The sequence below is a fragment of the Thalassovita gelatinovora genome (assembly GCF_001458355.1).
Lineage (GTDB): Bacteria > Pseudomonadota > Alphaproteobacteria > Rhodobacterales > Rhodobacteraceae > Thalassobius > Thalassobius gelatinovorus.
This window is the reverse complement of sequence record NZ_CYSA01000005.1, coordinates 13,165-29,033: the sequence shown is the minus strand read 5'-3', so window position 1 is coordinate 29,033 and position 15,869 is coordinate 13,165. Positions and strand designations below refer to the sequence as shown.

The 15,869-nt window shown below is 57.9% G+C and carries 12 protein-coding genes; 9 read left to right on the top strand and 3 right to left on the bottom strand.

Annotated features, from left to right (window positions below):
* The first annotated feature begins 69 nt into the window (after window positions 1-69).
* The 3 genes from TG4357_RS01880 to lpdA all read left to right on the top strand — a co-directional run bounded on the left by TG4357_RS01880 (window position 70) and on the right by lpdA (window position 3,554).
* A complete protein-coding gene (locus TG4357_RS01880; protein ID WP_058261184.1) occupies window positions 70-1,335 on the top strand; it encodes an MFS transporter in 1,266 nt (421 codons plus the stop codon).
* Between the two features lie 100 nt (window positions 1,336-1,435).
* Window positions 1,436-2,011 carry a DUF924 family protein gene (locus tag TG4357_RS01875; RefSeq protein WP_058261183.1) on the top strand — a complete coding sequence of 192 codons (576 nt, stop codon included), beginning with the start codon at window positions 1,436-1,438 and terminating at the stop codon, window positions 2,009-2,011.
* A 148-nt stretch (window positions 2,012-2,159) separates the two neighbouring features.
* Window positions 2,160-3,554: a dihydrolipoyl dehydrogenase gene (gene lpdA / locus TG4357_RS01870; protein WP_058261182.1), complete on the top strand. Its 1,395-nt coding sequence runs from the start codon at window positions 2,160-2,162 to the stop codon at window positions 3,552-3,554.
* 73 nt (window positions 3,555-3,627) lie between these two features.
* Here the strand turns inward: lpdA and TG4357_RS01865 are convergent, their stop codons facing one another.
* Window positions 3,628-3,954, bottom strand: coding sequence for a rhodanese-like domain-containing protein (locus TG4357_RS01865; RefSeq protein ID WP_233487409.1), 327 nt, complete (start codon window positions 3,952-3,954; stop codon window positions 3,628-3,630).
* A gap of 310 nt (window positions 3,955-4,264) precedes the next feature.
* Between TG4357_RS01865 and uvrA the strand changes: the two genes are divergently transcribed.
* The gene (gene uvrA, locus TG4357_RS01860) at window positions 4,265-7,147 is read left to right on the top strand and encodes an excinuclease ABC subunit UvrA (protein WP_058261180.1); all 2,883 of its coding nucleotides are present in this window, start codon (window positions 4,265-4,267) and stop codon (window positions 7,145-7,147) included.
* Window positions 7,148-7,152: 5 nt separating this feature from the next.
* Window positions 7,153-8,025 carry a patatin-like phospholipase family protein gene (locus TG4357_RS01855; protein ID WP_058261179.1) on the top strand — a complete coding sequence of 291 codons (873 nt, stop codon included), beginning with the start codon at window positions 7,153-7,155 and terminating at the stop codon, window positions 8,023-8,025.
* Window positions 8,026-8,098: 73 nt separating this feature from the next.
* Here TG4357_RS01855 and TG4357_RS01850 read toward each other — a convergent pair whose 3' ends face one another.
* Window positions 8,099-8,566: a hypothetical protein gene (locus tag TG4357_RS01850; protein ID WP_058261178.1), complete on the bottom strand. Its 468-nt coding sequence runs from the start codon at window positions 8,564-8,566 to the stop codon at window positions 8,099-8,101.
* 115 nt (window positions 8,567-8,681) lie between these two features.
* On the opposite strand from TG4357_RS01850, the gene trkA reads away from it, so the two are divergent.
* The 4 genes from trkA (at window position 8,682) to hflX (ending at window position 13,228) form a co-directional block, all read left to right on the top strand.
* Window positions 8,682-10,058, top strand: coding sequence for a Trk system potassium transporter TrkA (gene trkA / locus TG4357_RS01845; protein WP_058261177.1), 1,377 nt, complete (start codon window positions 8,682-8,684; stop codon window positions 10,056-10,058).
* A gap of 3 nt (window positions 10,059-10,061) precedes the next feature.
* Window positions 10,062-11,576 (top strand): TrkH family potassium uptake protein, encoded by a 1,515-nt coding sequence (locus TG4357_RS01840; RefSeq protein WP_058261176.1) that lies wholly within the window; start codon window positions 10,062-10,064, stop codon window positions 11,574-11,576.
* 137 nt (window positions 11,577-11,713) lie between these two features.
* Window positions 11,714-11,950, top strand: a complete 237-nt coding sequence (hfq, locus tag TG4357_RS01835) for an RNA chaperone Hfq (RefSeq protein ID WP_058261175.1) — start codon at window positions 11,714-11,716, stop codon at window positions 11,948-11,950.
* Window positions 11,951-13,228, top strand: a complete 1,278-nt coding sequence (gene hflX / locus TG4357_RS01830; protein ID WP_058261174.1) for a GTPase HflX — start codon at window positions 11,951-11,953, stop codon at window positions 13,226-13,228.
* Between the two features lie 127 nt (window positions 13,229-13,355).
* Here the strand turns inward: hflX and TG4357_RS01825 are convergent, their stop codons facing one another.
* A complete protein-coding gene (locus TG4357_RS01825) occupies window positions 13,356-15,821 on the bottom strand; it encodes a penicillin acylase family protein (protein WP_058261289.1) in 2,466 nt (821 codons plus the stop codon).
* Between the last annotated feature and the right edge of the window lie 48 nt (window positions 15,822-15,869).

Genomic DNA, 15,869 nt, shown 5'->3' with positions numbered 1-15,869 from the left:
TCGTTTTCAGCGACCAGTCTGGCGCGGTAAACAACGTATGCAGCGGTTCTGCTTTGAAGCGAGGTTCAAATGTTACAAATTCTGTCCAGTGCGTGGCCCCTGTTTTTGGGATTGATGCTGTTGATGGTCGGCAACGGCCTTCAGGGGACTCTTTTAGGGGTGCGCGGACAGATTGAAGGGTTCTCGACCTTCCAGATGTCGGTCGTGATGTCGGCCTATTTCGTCGGCTTCCTCGGGGGATCACGGATGGCACCGGAAATGATCCGGCGGGTGGGGCATGTGCGGGTTTTCGCGGCGCTTGGTTCGCTGATTTCCGCCGTTCTGATTCTTTACCCGACCTTTGCCGATCCATGGGTTTGGACCGCCGGGCGGATTCTGATCGGTTTTTGCTTTTCCGGCGTTTATGTCACCGCAGAAAGCTGGCTGAACAATGCCGCAACCAATGAAAACCGTGGCAAGGCGCTGTCGCTTTACATGATCGTACAGATGATCGGCATCGTTGCGGCGCAGGGATTGTTGCTGACCGCCGATCCGTCGGGATTTGTTCTGTTCGTGATCCCGTCGGTTTTGGTTTCGATTTCGTTTGCGCCGATCCTTCTGTCGGTCAATCCGACCCCCGCTTTTGACTCCACCAAACCGATGAGCCTGCGCGAATTGCTGAATGTTTCCCCTTTGGGCTGTGTCGGCATGTTCCTGCTGGGCGGGGTGTTTGCGGCGCAATTCGGGATGGCTGCGGTTTACGGGGCCGAAGTCGGGCTGAGCCTTGTGCAAATTTCCACCTTCGTGGCGACGTTTTATATCGGTGCGGTTTTGCTGCAATATCCGTTGGGATGGATGTCCGACCGGATGGACCGCCGTATGCTGATCATGGTGGTGGCGGCGATCGGTGGGGCCGGGGGGATACTGGGCCTGCTGCTGGGTGGGAACTTTACCCTGCTGCTGATTTCCGCTTTCGTGATCGGCGGGGCGTCGAACCCGCTCTATTCGCTGCTCATTGCCTATACCAACGATTTTCTGAATGTCGAAGACATGGCTGCGGCATCGGGGGGGATGATCTTTATCAATGGCGTGGGGGCGATTGCCGGACCGCTGATCACCGGTTGGATGATGTCCGCGGTCGGACCGCAAGGGTATTTCGCTTTGATCGCGGTGCTATTGTTCGCGACGTCGGTCTATACCGGTTATAGGATGACGCAACGGCCTTCGATTCCCAGCGAAGATACCACTGCTTATACCCCGGTGATGCCGTCCTCGACGCCGGTCGCGGTGGAGTTTGCGCGGGAATATGCCTTTGACAGCGCTAACGAAGATGAGGAAACGGGCAATGAGAGCTAATACTACGGTCTTGTTGCAATTTTTTACTGTTCATTCCTAAGAATCTGAATGTAACATTTTCATGTAAGATAGATACCAAAGGCCATTCAGGAGGCAGCCAATGGTAAGAGCAGAAGAAATTTTGTCATATTGGTTGGACGAAGTCGGTCCGGCAGGGTGGTATGCTGTCGATCAGAATATTGACGACACCATACGGGAACGTTTTGGACAGGCATGGCGTGCCGCCTGTGATGGCACTTATGCGCTGTGGTTGACATACCCGTCCGGGGCGTTGGCCTATACCATCCTGATGGATCAGTTTCCGCGCAATATGTTCCGTGGCAGCGCCGAGGCTTTTGCCAGCGACAGCGCCGCCTTGGCGGCCGCGAAAAACGCCATCGATCACGGTTGGGATCTGAAGATCGATGAACCGGCGCGGCAGTTTTTCTATATGCCGCTGATGCATTCGGAAAACCTGTGCGATCAGGAACGCTGTGTCCGGCTGATGTGCGCACGGATGCCCGACTCCGGGGCTGGAAATCTGGTCCATGCCAAGGCCCACCGCGAAGTGATCCGGGAATTCGGTCGTTTTCCCTACAGGAATCAGGCTTTGCACCGGCACGATACGGTGACTGAAAGCGAATTTCTGGCCTCTGGTGGATACGGAAATAAGGTGCGGGAATTGCAAAATAGCTGATTCCAGTTCTGTTTCCTGAGATTAAGTTTTAGGCATTTCAATGCCTTGATCCCGCCGCGCGATATGATGTGGCGGGATGTTTTTGTCTGCATTGATGTGGATTTCAAATTAGTTTAATATCAAACTAATTTCTGAAACGGAGGGGCTGATGTCATCCAAAGCATTTGATGTTGTCGTTATCGGGGCTGGTCCCGGTGGATATGTGGCCGCGATCCGGGCGGCACAGCTGGGATTGAACGTCGCGGTGGTGGAACGCGAACATCTGGGCGGGATCTGCCTGAATTGGGGCTGCATCCCGACCAAGGCGCTGCTGCGGTCGTCGGAAGTGTTCCACCTGATGCATCGAGCCAAGGAATTCGGGTTGAAGGCCGACAATATCGGTTATGACCTCGACGCGGTGGTGAAACGGTCGCGCGGGGTGGCGAAACAGCTGTCGGCGGGCGTCAAAGGTTTACTGAAGAAAAACAAGATCACCGTTTTCATGGGCAGCGCCACCATTCCAGCCAAGGGCAAGGTCAGCGTCAAGACCGATGCAGGGGGCGAGGACCTGAGCGCCAAGACCATCATCCTTGCCACCGGCGCGCGGGCGCGTGAATTGCCGGGGCTGGAAGCCGATGGTGATCTGGTCTGGACTTATAGGCATGCGTTGCAGCCGGTAAGGATGCCGAAAAAACTGCTGGTCATCGGATCGGGGGCGATCGGGATCGAATTTGCCAGCTTCTACAATACTTTGGGGTCTGACACGACGGTGGTCGAGGTGATGGACCGGGTGCTGCCGGTGGAAGATGCGGAAATCAGCGCTTTCGCTAAAAAACAATTCGTCAAGCAAGGCATGAAGATCATGGAAAAAGCCATGGTCAAGAAGCTTGACCGGGGGCAGGGCAAGGTGACCGCTCATATCGAGGTCGGTGGCAAGACGATTACCGAAGATTTCGACACGGTGATTTCGGCCGTTGGCATCGTTGGCAATGTCGAAGGATTGGGTTTGGAAACCCTAGGGGTCAAAATCGACCGTACCCATGTTGTAACGGATGAATTCTGCCGCACCGGTGTCGAGGGGATTTATGCCATCGGCGATATCGCCGGGGCCCCGTGGTTGGCGCACAAGGCCAGCCATGAAGGCGTGATGGTGGCCGAACTGATCGCGGGCAAACACGCCCATCCGGTCAAACCCGAAAGCATCGCGGGCTGCACCTATTGCCATCCGCAGGTGGCTTCGGTCGGCTATACCGAAGCGAAGGCCAAGGAATTGGGATACGACATCAAGGTCGGGCGTTTTCCGTTCATCGGCAATGGCAAGGCGATTGCCCTTGGCGAAGCCGAAGGGATGATCAAGACGGTGTTTGACGCCAAGACCGGCGAATTGCTGGGCGCACATATGGTGGGGGCTGAAGTGACCGAACTGATCCAAGGCTATGTGGTGGGCCGTCAGTTGGAAACCACCGAAGAAGATCTGATGAACACGGTGTTCCCGCATCCCACGCTCAGCGAAATGATGCATGAAAGCGTGCTGGATGCCTTTGACCGGGTCATTCACATGTAAGGGGTCGGCAGAGCCTGCTCAAAGAGAAACGGCGCGGAAAATTCCGCGCCGTTTTTGATTTCGTGCCGGACTATCAGACGCGTTCAACCGCGCCACCGGCCTGCACCCAATGGGCCAACCCGCCGATGTTATGTACATCGTCATACCCCATCTGACGCAGCAGCATTTCCGCGTTATGTGACCGGGCACCCGAGGCGCAGTAAACGGCGATTGTGCCACATTCTTTCAGGTCGATCACGAAATCGGGATGGCGCGGATCGGCCATGTCGCGCAATCGCATCAAGGGAATATGGATCGCACCCTGTGCTTTGCCTGATCCGGCCAGTTCGCCATGTTCACGCACATCAATAACGGTGATGGACCCGTTGGCCGCTTGGGCTACCGCTTCAGATGCGGACATGCCCCGAGGCGTCTGTTTTCTTTGAAAGAACATCTGTTCCCTTTCTTGCGAGTTTGTCCAGCCGTTGGCGCGGCGTTGGCCTGAATATAACATTCAAACAATGGAATGCAATGATGCTGCACCTGCAAACATGTCCGAAGATCGAAACTGTTCTGTTTTTGGGCATACAGGCCGTATTGGCACGGTTTTTAGCGCATTGCCCCAGAGCGCATGGAGATTGATTTCGGTATGTTCATGTTATGTTCGCACTTTTGTGTTGGAGACTCAGTCACGCTCAACTATCTCTTGACCGGGCACACCGGGGGCTGAAATGGCTGAGCTGAAGAAAATCGAAGTACGCGGCGCACGCGAACACAATCTGAAAAATATCGATGTGGATATTCCGCGCGATCAACTGGTGGTGATTACCGGGCTTTCTGGGTCCGGTAAATCTTCGCTGGCGTTCGACACGATCTATGCCGAAGGGCAGCGGCGCTATGTCGAAAGCCTGTCAGCCTATGCGCGACAATTCCTCGACATGATGGAAAAACCAGATGTGGATCATATCAGCGGCTTGAGCCCGGCGATTTCCATCGAACAGAAGACCACGTCGAAAAACCCCCGCTCCACCGTCGGCACTGTGACGGAAATTTACGATTACATGCGGTTGTTGTTCGCCCGGGTCGGCACGCCCTACAGCCCGGCCACCGGATTGCCGATCGAGGCGCAGCAGGTGCAGGACATGGTCGACCGTGTCATGGCGATGGAGGAGGGCACCCGCGCCTATCTGCTGGCCCCGATCGTGCGCGACCGCAAGGGCGAATATAAAAAGGAATTTTTGGAGCTTCGGAAGCAAGGATTTCAACGGGTCAAGGTGGACGGGGAATTCCACGAACTCGACACTCCGCCGACGCTGGATAAGAAATATCGCCACGACATCGACGTGGTGGTGGACCGGATCGTGGTGCGCGAAGGTCTGGAAACCCGGCTGGCAGATAGTGTTAGGACCGCTTTGGATCTGGCCGACGGTATCGCCGTTTTGGAAACCGCGCCAAAAGAAGGCGATCCCGAACGGATCACCTTCAGCGAAAAATTTGCCTGTCCGACCAGCGGCTTCACCATTCCCGAAATTGAACCGCGGCTGTTTTCGTTCAACGCGCCGTTCGGAGCTTGCCCGGACTGTGACGGGTTGGGTATGGAGCTGTTTTTCGACGAACGCCTCGTGGTGCCGGATCAGAACCTGAAGGTTTATGACGGCGCCTTGGCCCCGTGGCGCAAGGGGAAATCACCCTATTTCCTGCAAACCATCGAAGCCATAGCCAAGCATTACGATTTCGACACCAACACCCGCTGGAAGGACCTGCCAAAGAAGGTTCAACAAGTATTCTTGCGCGGCTCGGGAGACGAGGAAATCCAGTTCCGCTATGACGAAGGTGGGCGGGTGTATCAGGTCAAACGCGTTTTCGAAGGCGTAATTCCGAACATGGAGCGACGTTACCGCGAAACCGATTCCAACTGGGTGCGGGAAGAATTTGAACGCTACCAGAACAACCGCCCTTGTGGCGCCTGCGGCGGTTACCGGCTGCGGCAAGAGGCGCTGGCGGTCAAGATCGGTCCCGCCAATGGCGGGCCCGACAAGCTTCTGCATGTCGGTCAGGTGGTGCAGATGTCGATCCGCGAAGCCTATGATTGGTGTACGATCATTCCCGATCATCTGACCGCTCAGAAAAACGAAATCGCCCGCGCCATTCTGAAGGAAATCCGCGAACGGTTGGGGTTCCTGAACAATGTCGGTCTGCAATACCTGACGCTGAGCCGCAACAGCGGCACCTTGTCGGGGGGCGAAAGTCAACGAATCCGATTGGCCAGCCAGATCGGCAGCGGCTTGACCGGGGTTCTCTATGTGCTCGACGAACCTTCCATCGGGTTGCACCAGCGCGACAATGACCGGCTGCTTGGCACGCTGAAGAACCTGCGCGACCAGGGAAATACGGTGATCGTGGTCGAACATGACGAAGAAGCGATCAGAGAAGCCGATTACGTTTTCGATATCGGACCCGGCGCCGGGGTGCATGGGGGGCACATCGTGGCGCAAGGCACGCCCGAAGAAATCGCCAACGACCCGGTCAGTCTGACCGGACAGTATCTGAGCGGGACACGCGAAATCAGCGTCCCGGTCGAACGGCGTGACGGCAATGGCAAGACCCTGACCGTGGTCAAGGCCAGCGGCAACAATCTGCGCGATGTGACTGCTGACTTTCCGCTGGGCAAATTCGTCTGCGTCACCGGCGTGTCGGGGGGGGGCAAGTCCACCCTGACCATCGAAACCCTGTTCAAGACCGCCTCGATGCGGTTGAACGGGGCGCGGCAGACACCGGCGCCTTGCGAAACGATCAAGGGGTTGGAGCATCTCGACAAGGTGATCGATATCGACCAGCGCGCGATTGGAAGAACACCACGGTCGAACCCGGCCACTTATACCGGGGCGTTCACCCCGATCCGCGACTGGTTCGCCGGTCTGCCCGAGGCCAAGGCACGCGGCTATAAACCGGGGCGGTTCAGCTTCAACGTGAAAGGTGGGCGCTGTGAAGCCTGTCAGGGCGACGGTCTGATCAAGATCGAAATGCATTTCCTGCCTGACGTCTATGTGACCTGTGAAACCTGTCAGGGCGCGCGCTACAACCGCGAAACGCTGGAGATCAAGTTCAAGGGCAAGAGCATCGCCGATGTACTTGATATGACAGTGGAAGATGCGCAGTCCTTTTTCCAGGCTGTGCCGTCGATCCGGGAAAAGATGGATGCATTGATGCGGGTCGGGCTTGGTTACATCAAGGTCGGTCAGCAGGCGACGACCCTGTCGGGGGGCGAAGCACAACGGGTCAAGTTGTCGAAGGAACTGGCGCGGCGATCAACCGGCCGGACCTTGTATATTCTTGACGAACCGACCACCGGGTTGCATTTCGAAGACGTGCGCAAGTTGTTGGAAGTCCTGCATGAATTGGTCGATCAGGGCAATACGGTGGTGGTGATTGAACACAATCTTGATGTGATCAAGACCGCCGACTGGATCATCGATATCGGTCCTGAAGGCGGGGATGGCGGTGGTGAAATCGTCGCCGTGGGCACACCGGAACAGGTGGCCGGAGAAGCGCGAAGCCATACCGGCCATTATCTGAAAGACATGCTGCCGGGCGGCAAGGTCGCGGCAGAGTAGGGGCGATGCAAAAGACTGGATTGGCATTGGGATCGGGCGGCGCACGTGGCTGGTGCCATATAGGTGTGATCCGCGAATTGCACGACATCGGTGTGCATCCCGAACTGATCGCTGGCTGTTCCATGGGGGCGCTCGTCGGCGCGGCCTATGCCGGTGGCAGGCTTGACGCGCTGGAGACATGGGTCCGCAATCTGACGCCCGCGCGGATCGTCGGACTGGTCGATTTCCGCCTCGGAAGCGGCGGCATCGTCGCGGGCAGCGAAATCATGACCCTGATGGACGAACTGGACTTGCCCGAACGGATCGAGGATTTGAACATCCCTTTCACTGCCGTGGCTACCGACATGGAAACCGGGCGCGAGATCTGGCTGCGCGAAGGCAGGTTGAAGGACGCGGTGCGCGCCTCGGTCTCTATTCCGGGGGTGTTCAGCCCGCACCGAGTCGACGGGCACTGGATGCTGGATGGCGGGCTGACCAACCCGGTGCCGGTGTCGACCGCCCGCGCAATGGGGGCCGAGGTCATCGTTGCAGTCAACCCCAACGCCAAACTGCATGGCAAGTTGTGGAACCGACCGTCGAGGGCGCTGAAACACCAGCTGCGCGATCTGCCGGACTGGCTGAGCAATGCACTGCTGCCCGACACCGACAGCGACCGCCCGCCCGGCTATACCGAGGTGGTATCGACGGCCATCGATGTGATGACCGAACAGATCCGTCGCGCCCGCCTGGCAGGAGAGCCGCCGCATGCGTTGCTGAATGCTGACCTTTCCAGGATTACGGTTCTGGAATTCCACCGCGGCGATGAAGCGATCACCGAAGGGCGTAGGATCGTTAAGGCCCAGAAATATTGGATTCTGGATTGCGCTGGTAGCGGGTGACAGAGACACCTTCACGACAATAAAGCCCCAAAGGGGCGCAAGAAGCCGTATTGGGGTCCAGTCGGCGCGGTGACTAACCGGGGGTCACGATCTGCCAATGGCCGTCGCCGCGATTGATGGCGCAGGATTTATCCGACAGTGCAGGCAGAACCCGGGTTGCCTGTTTCGGGGCGGCCGAGGCGACAGAGGACGAACAGGCGGGCAATTCAACCCATTGATAGCCTTTGCCGGCCATGCACTGGGCTTCGACTTTTTTGCGCAGGTCCTTGTTCACATCGACCGAATAGGGATCGCCGCCAACGATTTCATAATCACGGATGCAGTTTTTACCTTTGGCGTCGCATTGCTGAATCGGGACCACCCGAACCGGTGTGTGGCGGAGTTCCTGCACCACCGGCACTTTGTTCAGGGCGCTGACCTGACAATCGGTCACGTCGCTGTTCATCCGCGACACTGCGGCACCTTCCTGGTAATAAAGCCCGAGAGGCGCACAGCCGGCCATCATCACGGCGACGAGTGAGAAAAAGACGATTCGTGTCATGTGTGACCTCCGTTAGCCGCATGAGTGTGCGTCCGCCGGGACAAATTGACAAATCAATTGACCATTCTTCGGGGGCGTGCCATCCAATGCCTCTGAAAACAGAGGACCGGGGACAATGAAAGTCATTATCTGCGGGGCGGGACAGGTCGGTTGGCAAATCGCGCGACACCTGTCGGGCGAAAAAAACGATGTCACCGTTGTCGACAACAATCCCGAACTGGTTCGTCGTGCCACCGATACGCTGGATGTTCAGGGGATCGCGGGATTTGCCAGCTATCCGGATGTTCTGGAACAGGCCGGGGCGCGCGACGCTGACATGATCATCGCCGCCACCTATTCGGACGAAGTCAATATGGTGACCTGCCAGGTGGCGCATTCGGTATTTTCGATTCCGCGCAAAATTGCCCGGCTGCGGTCGCAAAGTTACCTGACCGCGATCTATTCCGACCTTTACCGCCGCGAACATTTGCCGATCGATGTGGTGATCAGTCCGGAACGCGAAGTGGCCGAAGCGGCGCTGCAACGGATCGCGTCACCTGCTGCCTTCGATACGGAAAAATTTCTGGGTGGTCGGGCGCATCTTTTGGGCATTTCGATCAAGGAAGAATGCCCGGTCGTGAACACGCCGCTGCGACAACTGAGCGATCTGTTTTCTACCCTGCGCACCATTGTGGTGGGGATACGCCGTGAAGGCCGGTTGTTTGCCCCCGAACCCGAAGATCAGATTTTCGTCGGCGATGAATGTTATGTCTTCGTCGTCAATGAAGACATTCCGCGTACGATGGAAATTTTCGGAAAAGTGTCAAAGAAGCGGGAACGCGTCGTGATCATCGGCGGCGGCAATGTTGGTTTGTCGGTTGCGCTGGCGCTGGAGGAACAGACCGACCGGATTCGCGCCAAAGTGATCGAACGCAGTCGAAAGATCGCCGAAAAAGCCGCCGATACGCTGGAAAGAACCATCGTTCTGCATGGTGATGGGTTGGATGCAACGCTGCTGGCCGAAGCGAATATAGATAAGGCCGATGCGGTTCTTTGCGTGACCGATGACGACAAGACAAACATGTTGGCCGCAGTTCGCGCCAAGGCCGAAGGCTGTCCGATGGCGATTGCGCTGGTGAACGATCCGACCTTGGTGCCGATGATGGCGCCGCTTGGGATCGACGCGTTCGTCAATCCGCGCGCCACCACGGTCAGTTCGATCCTGCGCCATATCCGGCACGGTAAGGTGCTGGAAGTCTATTCGATAGGCGATGCCGAAGCCGAAATGATCGAGGCCGAGGTGTTATCGACGTCGCCTTTGGCGGGGCAGAAAATCCGTGATATCGCTTTCCCTGAAGGCGTGTTGGTGGGCGGAATTTTGAAAAATGGCAAGGTGGTCAAACCCGGTGCAGACACTCGGATCGAAGAAGGCGATGTCGTGGCATTGTTTTCCTTGGCCAGTGACGTGCCCGAGGTCGAGCGCCTGCTTCAGGTTTCGATCGATTTCTTCTGACCGATGACCGAGCGCATTCTCAGCCAGCCCCTGTTTTTACTGCTGATGGGAATCGGATCATTTTCGATGTTCCTTCCCGCGATTCATGCGGGATTGCTGGGAAGCCATTTCGAAGCGCGCAGCTTCTTTTACGCCGGTACATTGGGATTGCTGTTGGTGGTGATGGTGGGGCTGGCGATGTCATCGCGGACCCGGCGGCGGGGCGAGATGGGTAATCTGCTGGCGCTGTTTGCCGGGTTCAGCCTGCTGCCCTTGATGCTTGCATTGCCATTTCATGAAGCGTTGCGCACCACCAGCTATCTCAATGCCTATGTCGAAATGGTATCGAGTCTGACCACGACAGGGGCGACACTGTTCGACCCTGAACGGCTTAGCCCGACGCTGCACCTGTGGCGGGCGCTGGTCGGCTGGATGGGGGGGCTGCTGATGTGGGTTTCGGCAGCGGCGATTCTGGCACCACTTAACCTGGGCGGTTTCGAAGTGACCGCGACGGCGGCGCCGGGGCAAAGTGATCTGCTGCATGGCCGTTTTGAACGCGCCGACCCGCAGCGTCGTATTTTGCGGGTGACGGCGCAGCTTTTCCCGGTTTATGCCGGTTTGACGCTGGCGCTTTGGATCATGTTGGTGGTTAGCGGCGATCATGCGCTGGTGGCGCTGTGTCATGCCATGTCGGTGATGGCGACCAGCGGGATTTCCCCCATCGGCGGGGTGCAGAACGGCACATCCGCCATCACGGGGGAAGCGGTGATGGGTTTGTTCATGCTGTTTGCGCTGTCGCGGCTGACATTTTCCACCGACACGTTGAACACCAATCGGCGCAGCATTCGACAAGACCCGGAATTCCGGCTGGGCCTGATGTTGGTTGTCGCGGTTCCGCTGCTGCTGTTCCTGCGCCACTGGCTGGCGACCTATTCTTCAGAGGAGGAATCCAATCTGGTTCTGGCGTTGCGGGCGCTGTGGGGCGGGGTTTTCACCACCTTGTCCTTTTTGACGACGACCGGGTTTGAAAGCGTTCATTGGGAAACCGCGCGGGATTGGTCGGGGCTCAACACGCCGGGTTTGATTTTCCTGGGGTTGGCGATGATCGGCGGCGGCGTCGCCACCACTGCTGGCGGTGTCAAATTGCTGCGGGTCTGGGCGCTTTACCTCAATGGATTGCGGGAAATGGAACGGCTGGTGCATCCGTCATCGGTCGGCCGGTCGGTCGGCCATTCGCGGCGGGTGCGTAAACAGGGGGCCTATATCGCCTGGATCTTCTTCATGTTGTTCGCGCTGTCGCTGACCGCCTTGGCAATGGTTTTTGCAGGCTTCGGATCGAGCTTTGAAAACGCGATCGTGCTGGCGGTGGCGGCGCTTTCCACCACCGGACCGCTGATTTCAATCGCGCCAGAGACCGAAATCGTGCTGGCCGATCTGGCCCCGGCGGCCAAGCTTGTTTTTTGTGGTGGCATGATTCTGGGACGGCTGGAAATGCTTGCAATCATCGCTTTGCTCAGCAGCGATGTGTGGCGACGATAGGCATTTGTCGGGTTAAAGATAGATAACAGACTGTTTTTGGGCTGGAAACTCGTCAAAGGCCACGACATAGTGATCATTGACGGCTGACAAGGGACGCCGACGGCGGCACCAAAAACAAAAAACAAAGGTAACTTTGAATGGCTTCCGATAAGCAAAATTTGCAAGACGCATTCTTGAATCACACGCGGAAGACCAAGATTCCCGTGACGATATTCCTGATCAACGGTGTCAAATTGCAGGGTGTTATCACCTGGTTTGACAATTTCTGTGTCTTGCTGCGGCGTGACGGGCAATCTCAATTGGTCTATAAACACGCGATTTCGACTATTATGCCGTCGCAACCCATCAACCTTTACGATGGTGAAGAGAGCTAATTGGAAACGCATGAACGGGAAGCGACCCGCGCTTGGGTTCTGCATCCCGACCTGAAATCCGATGCGAAACGCCGACCTGCGCCTGACGCGCTGGCGGAAGCTGTTGCGCTGGCCGCGGCATTGCCCGATCTGGAAGTGGTCGGGGCAGAAAGCGTGCGACTGCAACGACCGCATCCGGGGCTTTTGTTCGGAACCGGCAAGATCGAAGAACTGAAGGCGCGGATTCAAGCGGCCGAAGTCGATCTGGTACTGATTGATGGCCCGGTGTCGCCGGTGCAGCAGCGCAATCTGGAAAAGAAATGGGACGTCAAGCTGCTGGACCGGACCGGGTTGATCCTGGAAATTTTTTCGGACCGGGCGCGGACGCGTGAAGGTGTGTTACAAGTCGAAATGGCGGCGCTGAAATATCAGCGCACCCGGCTGGTACGGGCCTGGACCCACCTGGAACGTCAACGCGGCGGTTTGGGATTTGTCGGTGGTCCCGGCGAAACCCAGATCGAAGCCGACCGGCGCGCCATTGATGAACAATTGGTGCGGCTGCGTCGGCAGCTTGACAAGGTGGTCAAAACGCGAGAACTGCACCGGTCTGCCCGGGCCAAGGTGCCGTTCCCTGTGGTTGCTCTGGTGGGCTATACCAACGCGGGAAAATCAACGCTGTTCAACCGGCTGACCGGGGCCGAGGTGATGGCCAAGGATATGCTGTTCGCAACGCTGGATCCAACGATGCGGCGGGTCGACTTGCCCGAAGGTGGCCCCGAGGTGATCCTGTCCGACACGGTGGGTTTCATCAGCGATCTTCCGACCGAACTGGTCGCGTCGTTTCGCGCCACGCTGGAGGAAGTGCTGAGCGCCAACCTGATACTGCATGTGCGCGACATTTCACATCCTGAAACGGAAAACCAATGCCGCAACGTGCTTGAGATCATGGAATCTCTTGGCACCGATCCCGATGTGCCGGTGCTGGAACTGTGGAACAAGATTGATCTGTTGCCCGAGGATCAGCGCAGCGCGTTGCAACAGCGGGCGGCGCGTGAAGACAGGGTCTTCACTCTGTCCGCGATCACCGGCGAAGGCATCCCGGAACTGATGCAGGCGATCACCGATCAACTGGCCAACGAAACCCACCTGAGCGAGGTTACGTTGAAGTTTTCCGATGGGCGCAAGCGGGCCTGGCTGTTTGATCAGGACATCGTCGAGACGGAAAATCAGACCGAAACAGGGTTCGACCTGACGGTTCGTTGGACCGCGCGACAGGAAAAGCGGTTCCGCGACCTGTGACAAGGCCTGTCATGGGGCGGGAGTATCAGCATAGGCAGAATTCCAATCTGGGCAAACTGCGGCGCTGTGGGCACTTTCAGGGTTTCACCTACAGATCGGTAGGACTGTTCAATGGCGTCTGCGGGGACTATCTGGGGCTGAGCCTTGTAATCCCCACAGCGGCGGCGCGGGCAAGGTTTTCATCAAGCGACATCGGAATGTATTCGCCGCGCCGCCAAAGTTCGCCCAGATCGTCGTAATGGCTGGACAGGAAATGGCCCGATTGGCCGGTTGCGGTGATGAAGACCGAACTGTCGGGATCGGCAAAATCATACACCCCGCGGAAGCCTGCGCCATGCACATTCTGAAACGGTGTGTCGCCGGTGCCGGAACTTACGCCGCGCATCAACGTCTGGTCGCCACCGCTGGTGGATTGGCGAATATTGACGAAACTTTTCAGAACCGGCACCTCGCCCAGGATCGGGTGATCATGGGCGGCCTGATGCGCATCGCCCCAGCGCAGGCTTTCAAGGGCGCTGCCATAGCGTTCACCGATCCACAAAAGCGCATCGTCCAGCGCAAACCGTGCCATGTCGGTACAGGTTTCGGTCGGCGCACTTTGGATCACGTCACACCATTTGGCAGCCCCATTCACATCGCGGAACACCCGTTCGATGAACAATGGTTCGACATGGTTGAAACTGTCGGCCAGTGGTCCCAGATCATCGCGGATCAAGCGGTCCTGCAATGCCCGGACCCATGCCGCATAGATCAACGGTTCGGGCAGATGTTCGTTCATTTCGCCATTCCAATTGGCCAACAGCGCAAGCGCCCGTTGTCGTTGCCGTTCCGCCGTGCCTTCGGGGGCGGCCTGACCGGTGAACCACAGATCGGCCCCGATCAGCGGTAGCAGGGTGCGCGCAGCGGGGCTGACCGTGTCGAGCTGGGTTTCGATGAAGCTGTCGCGGGTATGGACCTGACGCGATTGCATCAGCCGTTGCCAGCGCTGAATGCGTTGGGTGTCGCCCCAGTCATAGGAGATATGCAAGGGAAACGGTCGGTCGACGATCTTGTTGTTGGTATTGCCGACAATACCGCCGATTGGATTGACGAATTCAGGATTGGCAGCATAGGAATGCCGCCCCTGCCAGCGATTTTCCGCGATCCAGCCGGGCGAGGGCAGACGGCCCTTGCTTTGGTGGCGGGCCGTGCGGCGCGGCATTGCGCCCAGCGTTTTCAAAGCGATCTGATCGTGATCCGCCAAGGTCAGGTTCAGCGAAGGCGCGATCATCAATGCGCCGGTTTCGATCGCCTGTTGCGTGGAATGAGCATACATCAGGCCGATTGCGGCACTGATCGAGCTGTCTTGCGGGCTGAGCGCGGTCCAGCTCAGCGTGGCCACGTGATCCTTGGGGGTGATCGTGCCCAGATCGAACATCGTGCCGGGCAGAACGGGGCCGTTTTCGGTCCAGCGCAGGGTCAGGGTCAGCGGTTTGGCATCGGCCACTTCGATGATCGATTTGCGGGTGACGAAGGGTTTGTAACCGTCGGGTGTCAGGTATTCTTCGGGATTGTCCGGGTTCAGTTTTTCGATGAAAACATCCTGATCGTCGAGGTAAGACGCGGTGATCCCCCAGCCCAGATCACCGGACCGGCCCGTCAGTATGGCGGGAATGCCGGGAATGGTGGCGCCGATCACACCGCCCTGCGACAGTTGCAGCCGGGCCAGATACCAGGTGCCCGGGGCAGAGAAATTCAAATGCGGGTCATTTGCGATCAGTGTCCCGCCAGCGGCTGACCGGCTGGCGGCGGCTGCCCAACCATTCGATGCGCCTGCGAAATCGCGCCGGTGGAAGGGCGACAAAGGGCTTTCTGGTAACGGGGTGGTTGCGGCGAATTTCGGCAGCGCCGTATCGAACAGGCTGGCATAGCGGGGCAAGGCGGCAACGCCGCTGCCGGGCGCATCGGGCAGCAGATCAGACAGCCGGTCGGCATTGTCGAGCAGCAGCGACACCCGTGCGCGCAACACTTCGGTATCCATATGGCCGCTCAATTGCAGTGCCATCAGCTTGATCATCGCCACGGAATCGGCGGGTTGCCAAGGGGCGACGGGCATATTGAACAAGAACATTTCAGGCGCACCGCGCCCCAACGCATCGCGGTTGATTTCGTCGAGCCGGGCATTGACGCCGTTGGCATAAGCATCAAGCGCCATTCGGCTGCGCGCGTCCTGTGCCGACACTGATTTCTGTGCCAGCGTGTAAAGATCGAGACGTCGCATCGTTTTGTCGATGGTCAAGGTGCGGGGGCCGAACACTTCTGACAGGCGGCCCTGCACGGTGCGGCGCAGCGTCACCATTTGCCACAGCCGATCCTGTGCATGGGCATAGCCGAGGGCGAAAAACACATCCGCATCGCTTTGCCCGAAAATATGCGGCACATTGGCGTGATCGCGGACAATTTCGACCGGGGCGGACAGGCCCGTAACCGACAGGTCCTTGCTGTATTCGGGCAAGGATCGCGACGCCAGATAGTAAACCGCCAGCAGGACCAGCAATGCGATCACGATCAGCCCGCTTGTCAGCCGCATCAGCCATTTGAATAGCATCGTCATAATTTGATCCAGTTCGCCCTTGCCTTCGCGCCGATAGCTAGCCACAAA

Coding starts and splice junctions, on each gene's coding strand:
- hfq (WP_058261175.1), top strand. CDS start 11,714: ATGGCTTCCGATAAGCAAAATTTGCAAGACGCATTCTTGAATCACACG.
- TG4357_RS01880 (WP_058261184.1), top strand. CDS start 70: ATGTTACAAATTCTGTCCAGTGCGTGGCCCCTGTTTTTGGGATTGATG.
- TG4357_RS01865 (WP_233487409.1), bottom strand. CDS start 3,954: ATGTCCGCATCTGAAGCGGTAGCCCAAGCGGCCAACGGGTCCATCACC.
- TG4357_RS01875 (WP_058261183.1), top strand. CDS start 1,436: ATGGTAAGAGCAGAAGAAATTTTGTCATATTGGTTGGACGAAGTCGGT.
- trkA (WP_058261177.1), top strand. CDS start 8,682: ATGAAAGTCATTATCTGCGGGGCGGGACAGGTCGGTTGGCAAATCGCG.
- TG4357_RS01840 (WP_058261176.1), top strand. CDS start 10,062: ATGACCGAGCGCATTCTCAGCCAGCCCCTGTTTTTACTGCTGATGGGA.
- TG4357_RS01825 (WP_058261289.1), bottom strand. CDS start 15,821: ATGACGATGCTATTCAAATGGCTGATGCGGCTGACAAGCGGGCTGATC.
- TG4357_RS01855 (WP_058261179.1), top strand. CDS start 7,153: ATGCAAAAGACTGGATTGGCATTGGGATCGGGCGGCGCACGTGGCTGG.
- TG4357_RS01850 (WP_058261178.1), bottom strand. CDS start 8,566: ATGACACGAATCGTCTTTTTCTCACTCGTCGCCGTGATGATGGCCGGC.
- uvrA (WP_058261180.1), top strand. CDS start 4,265: ATGGCTGAGCTGAAGAAAATCGAAGTACGCGGCGCACGCGAACACAAT.
- lpdA (WP_058261182.1), top strand. CDS start 2,160: ATGTCATCCAAAGCATTTGATGTTGTCGTTATCGGGGCTGGTCCCGGT.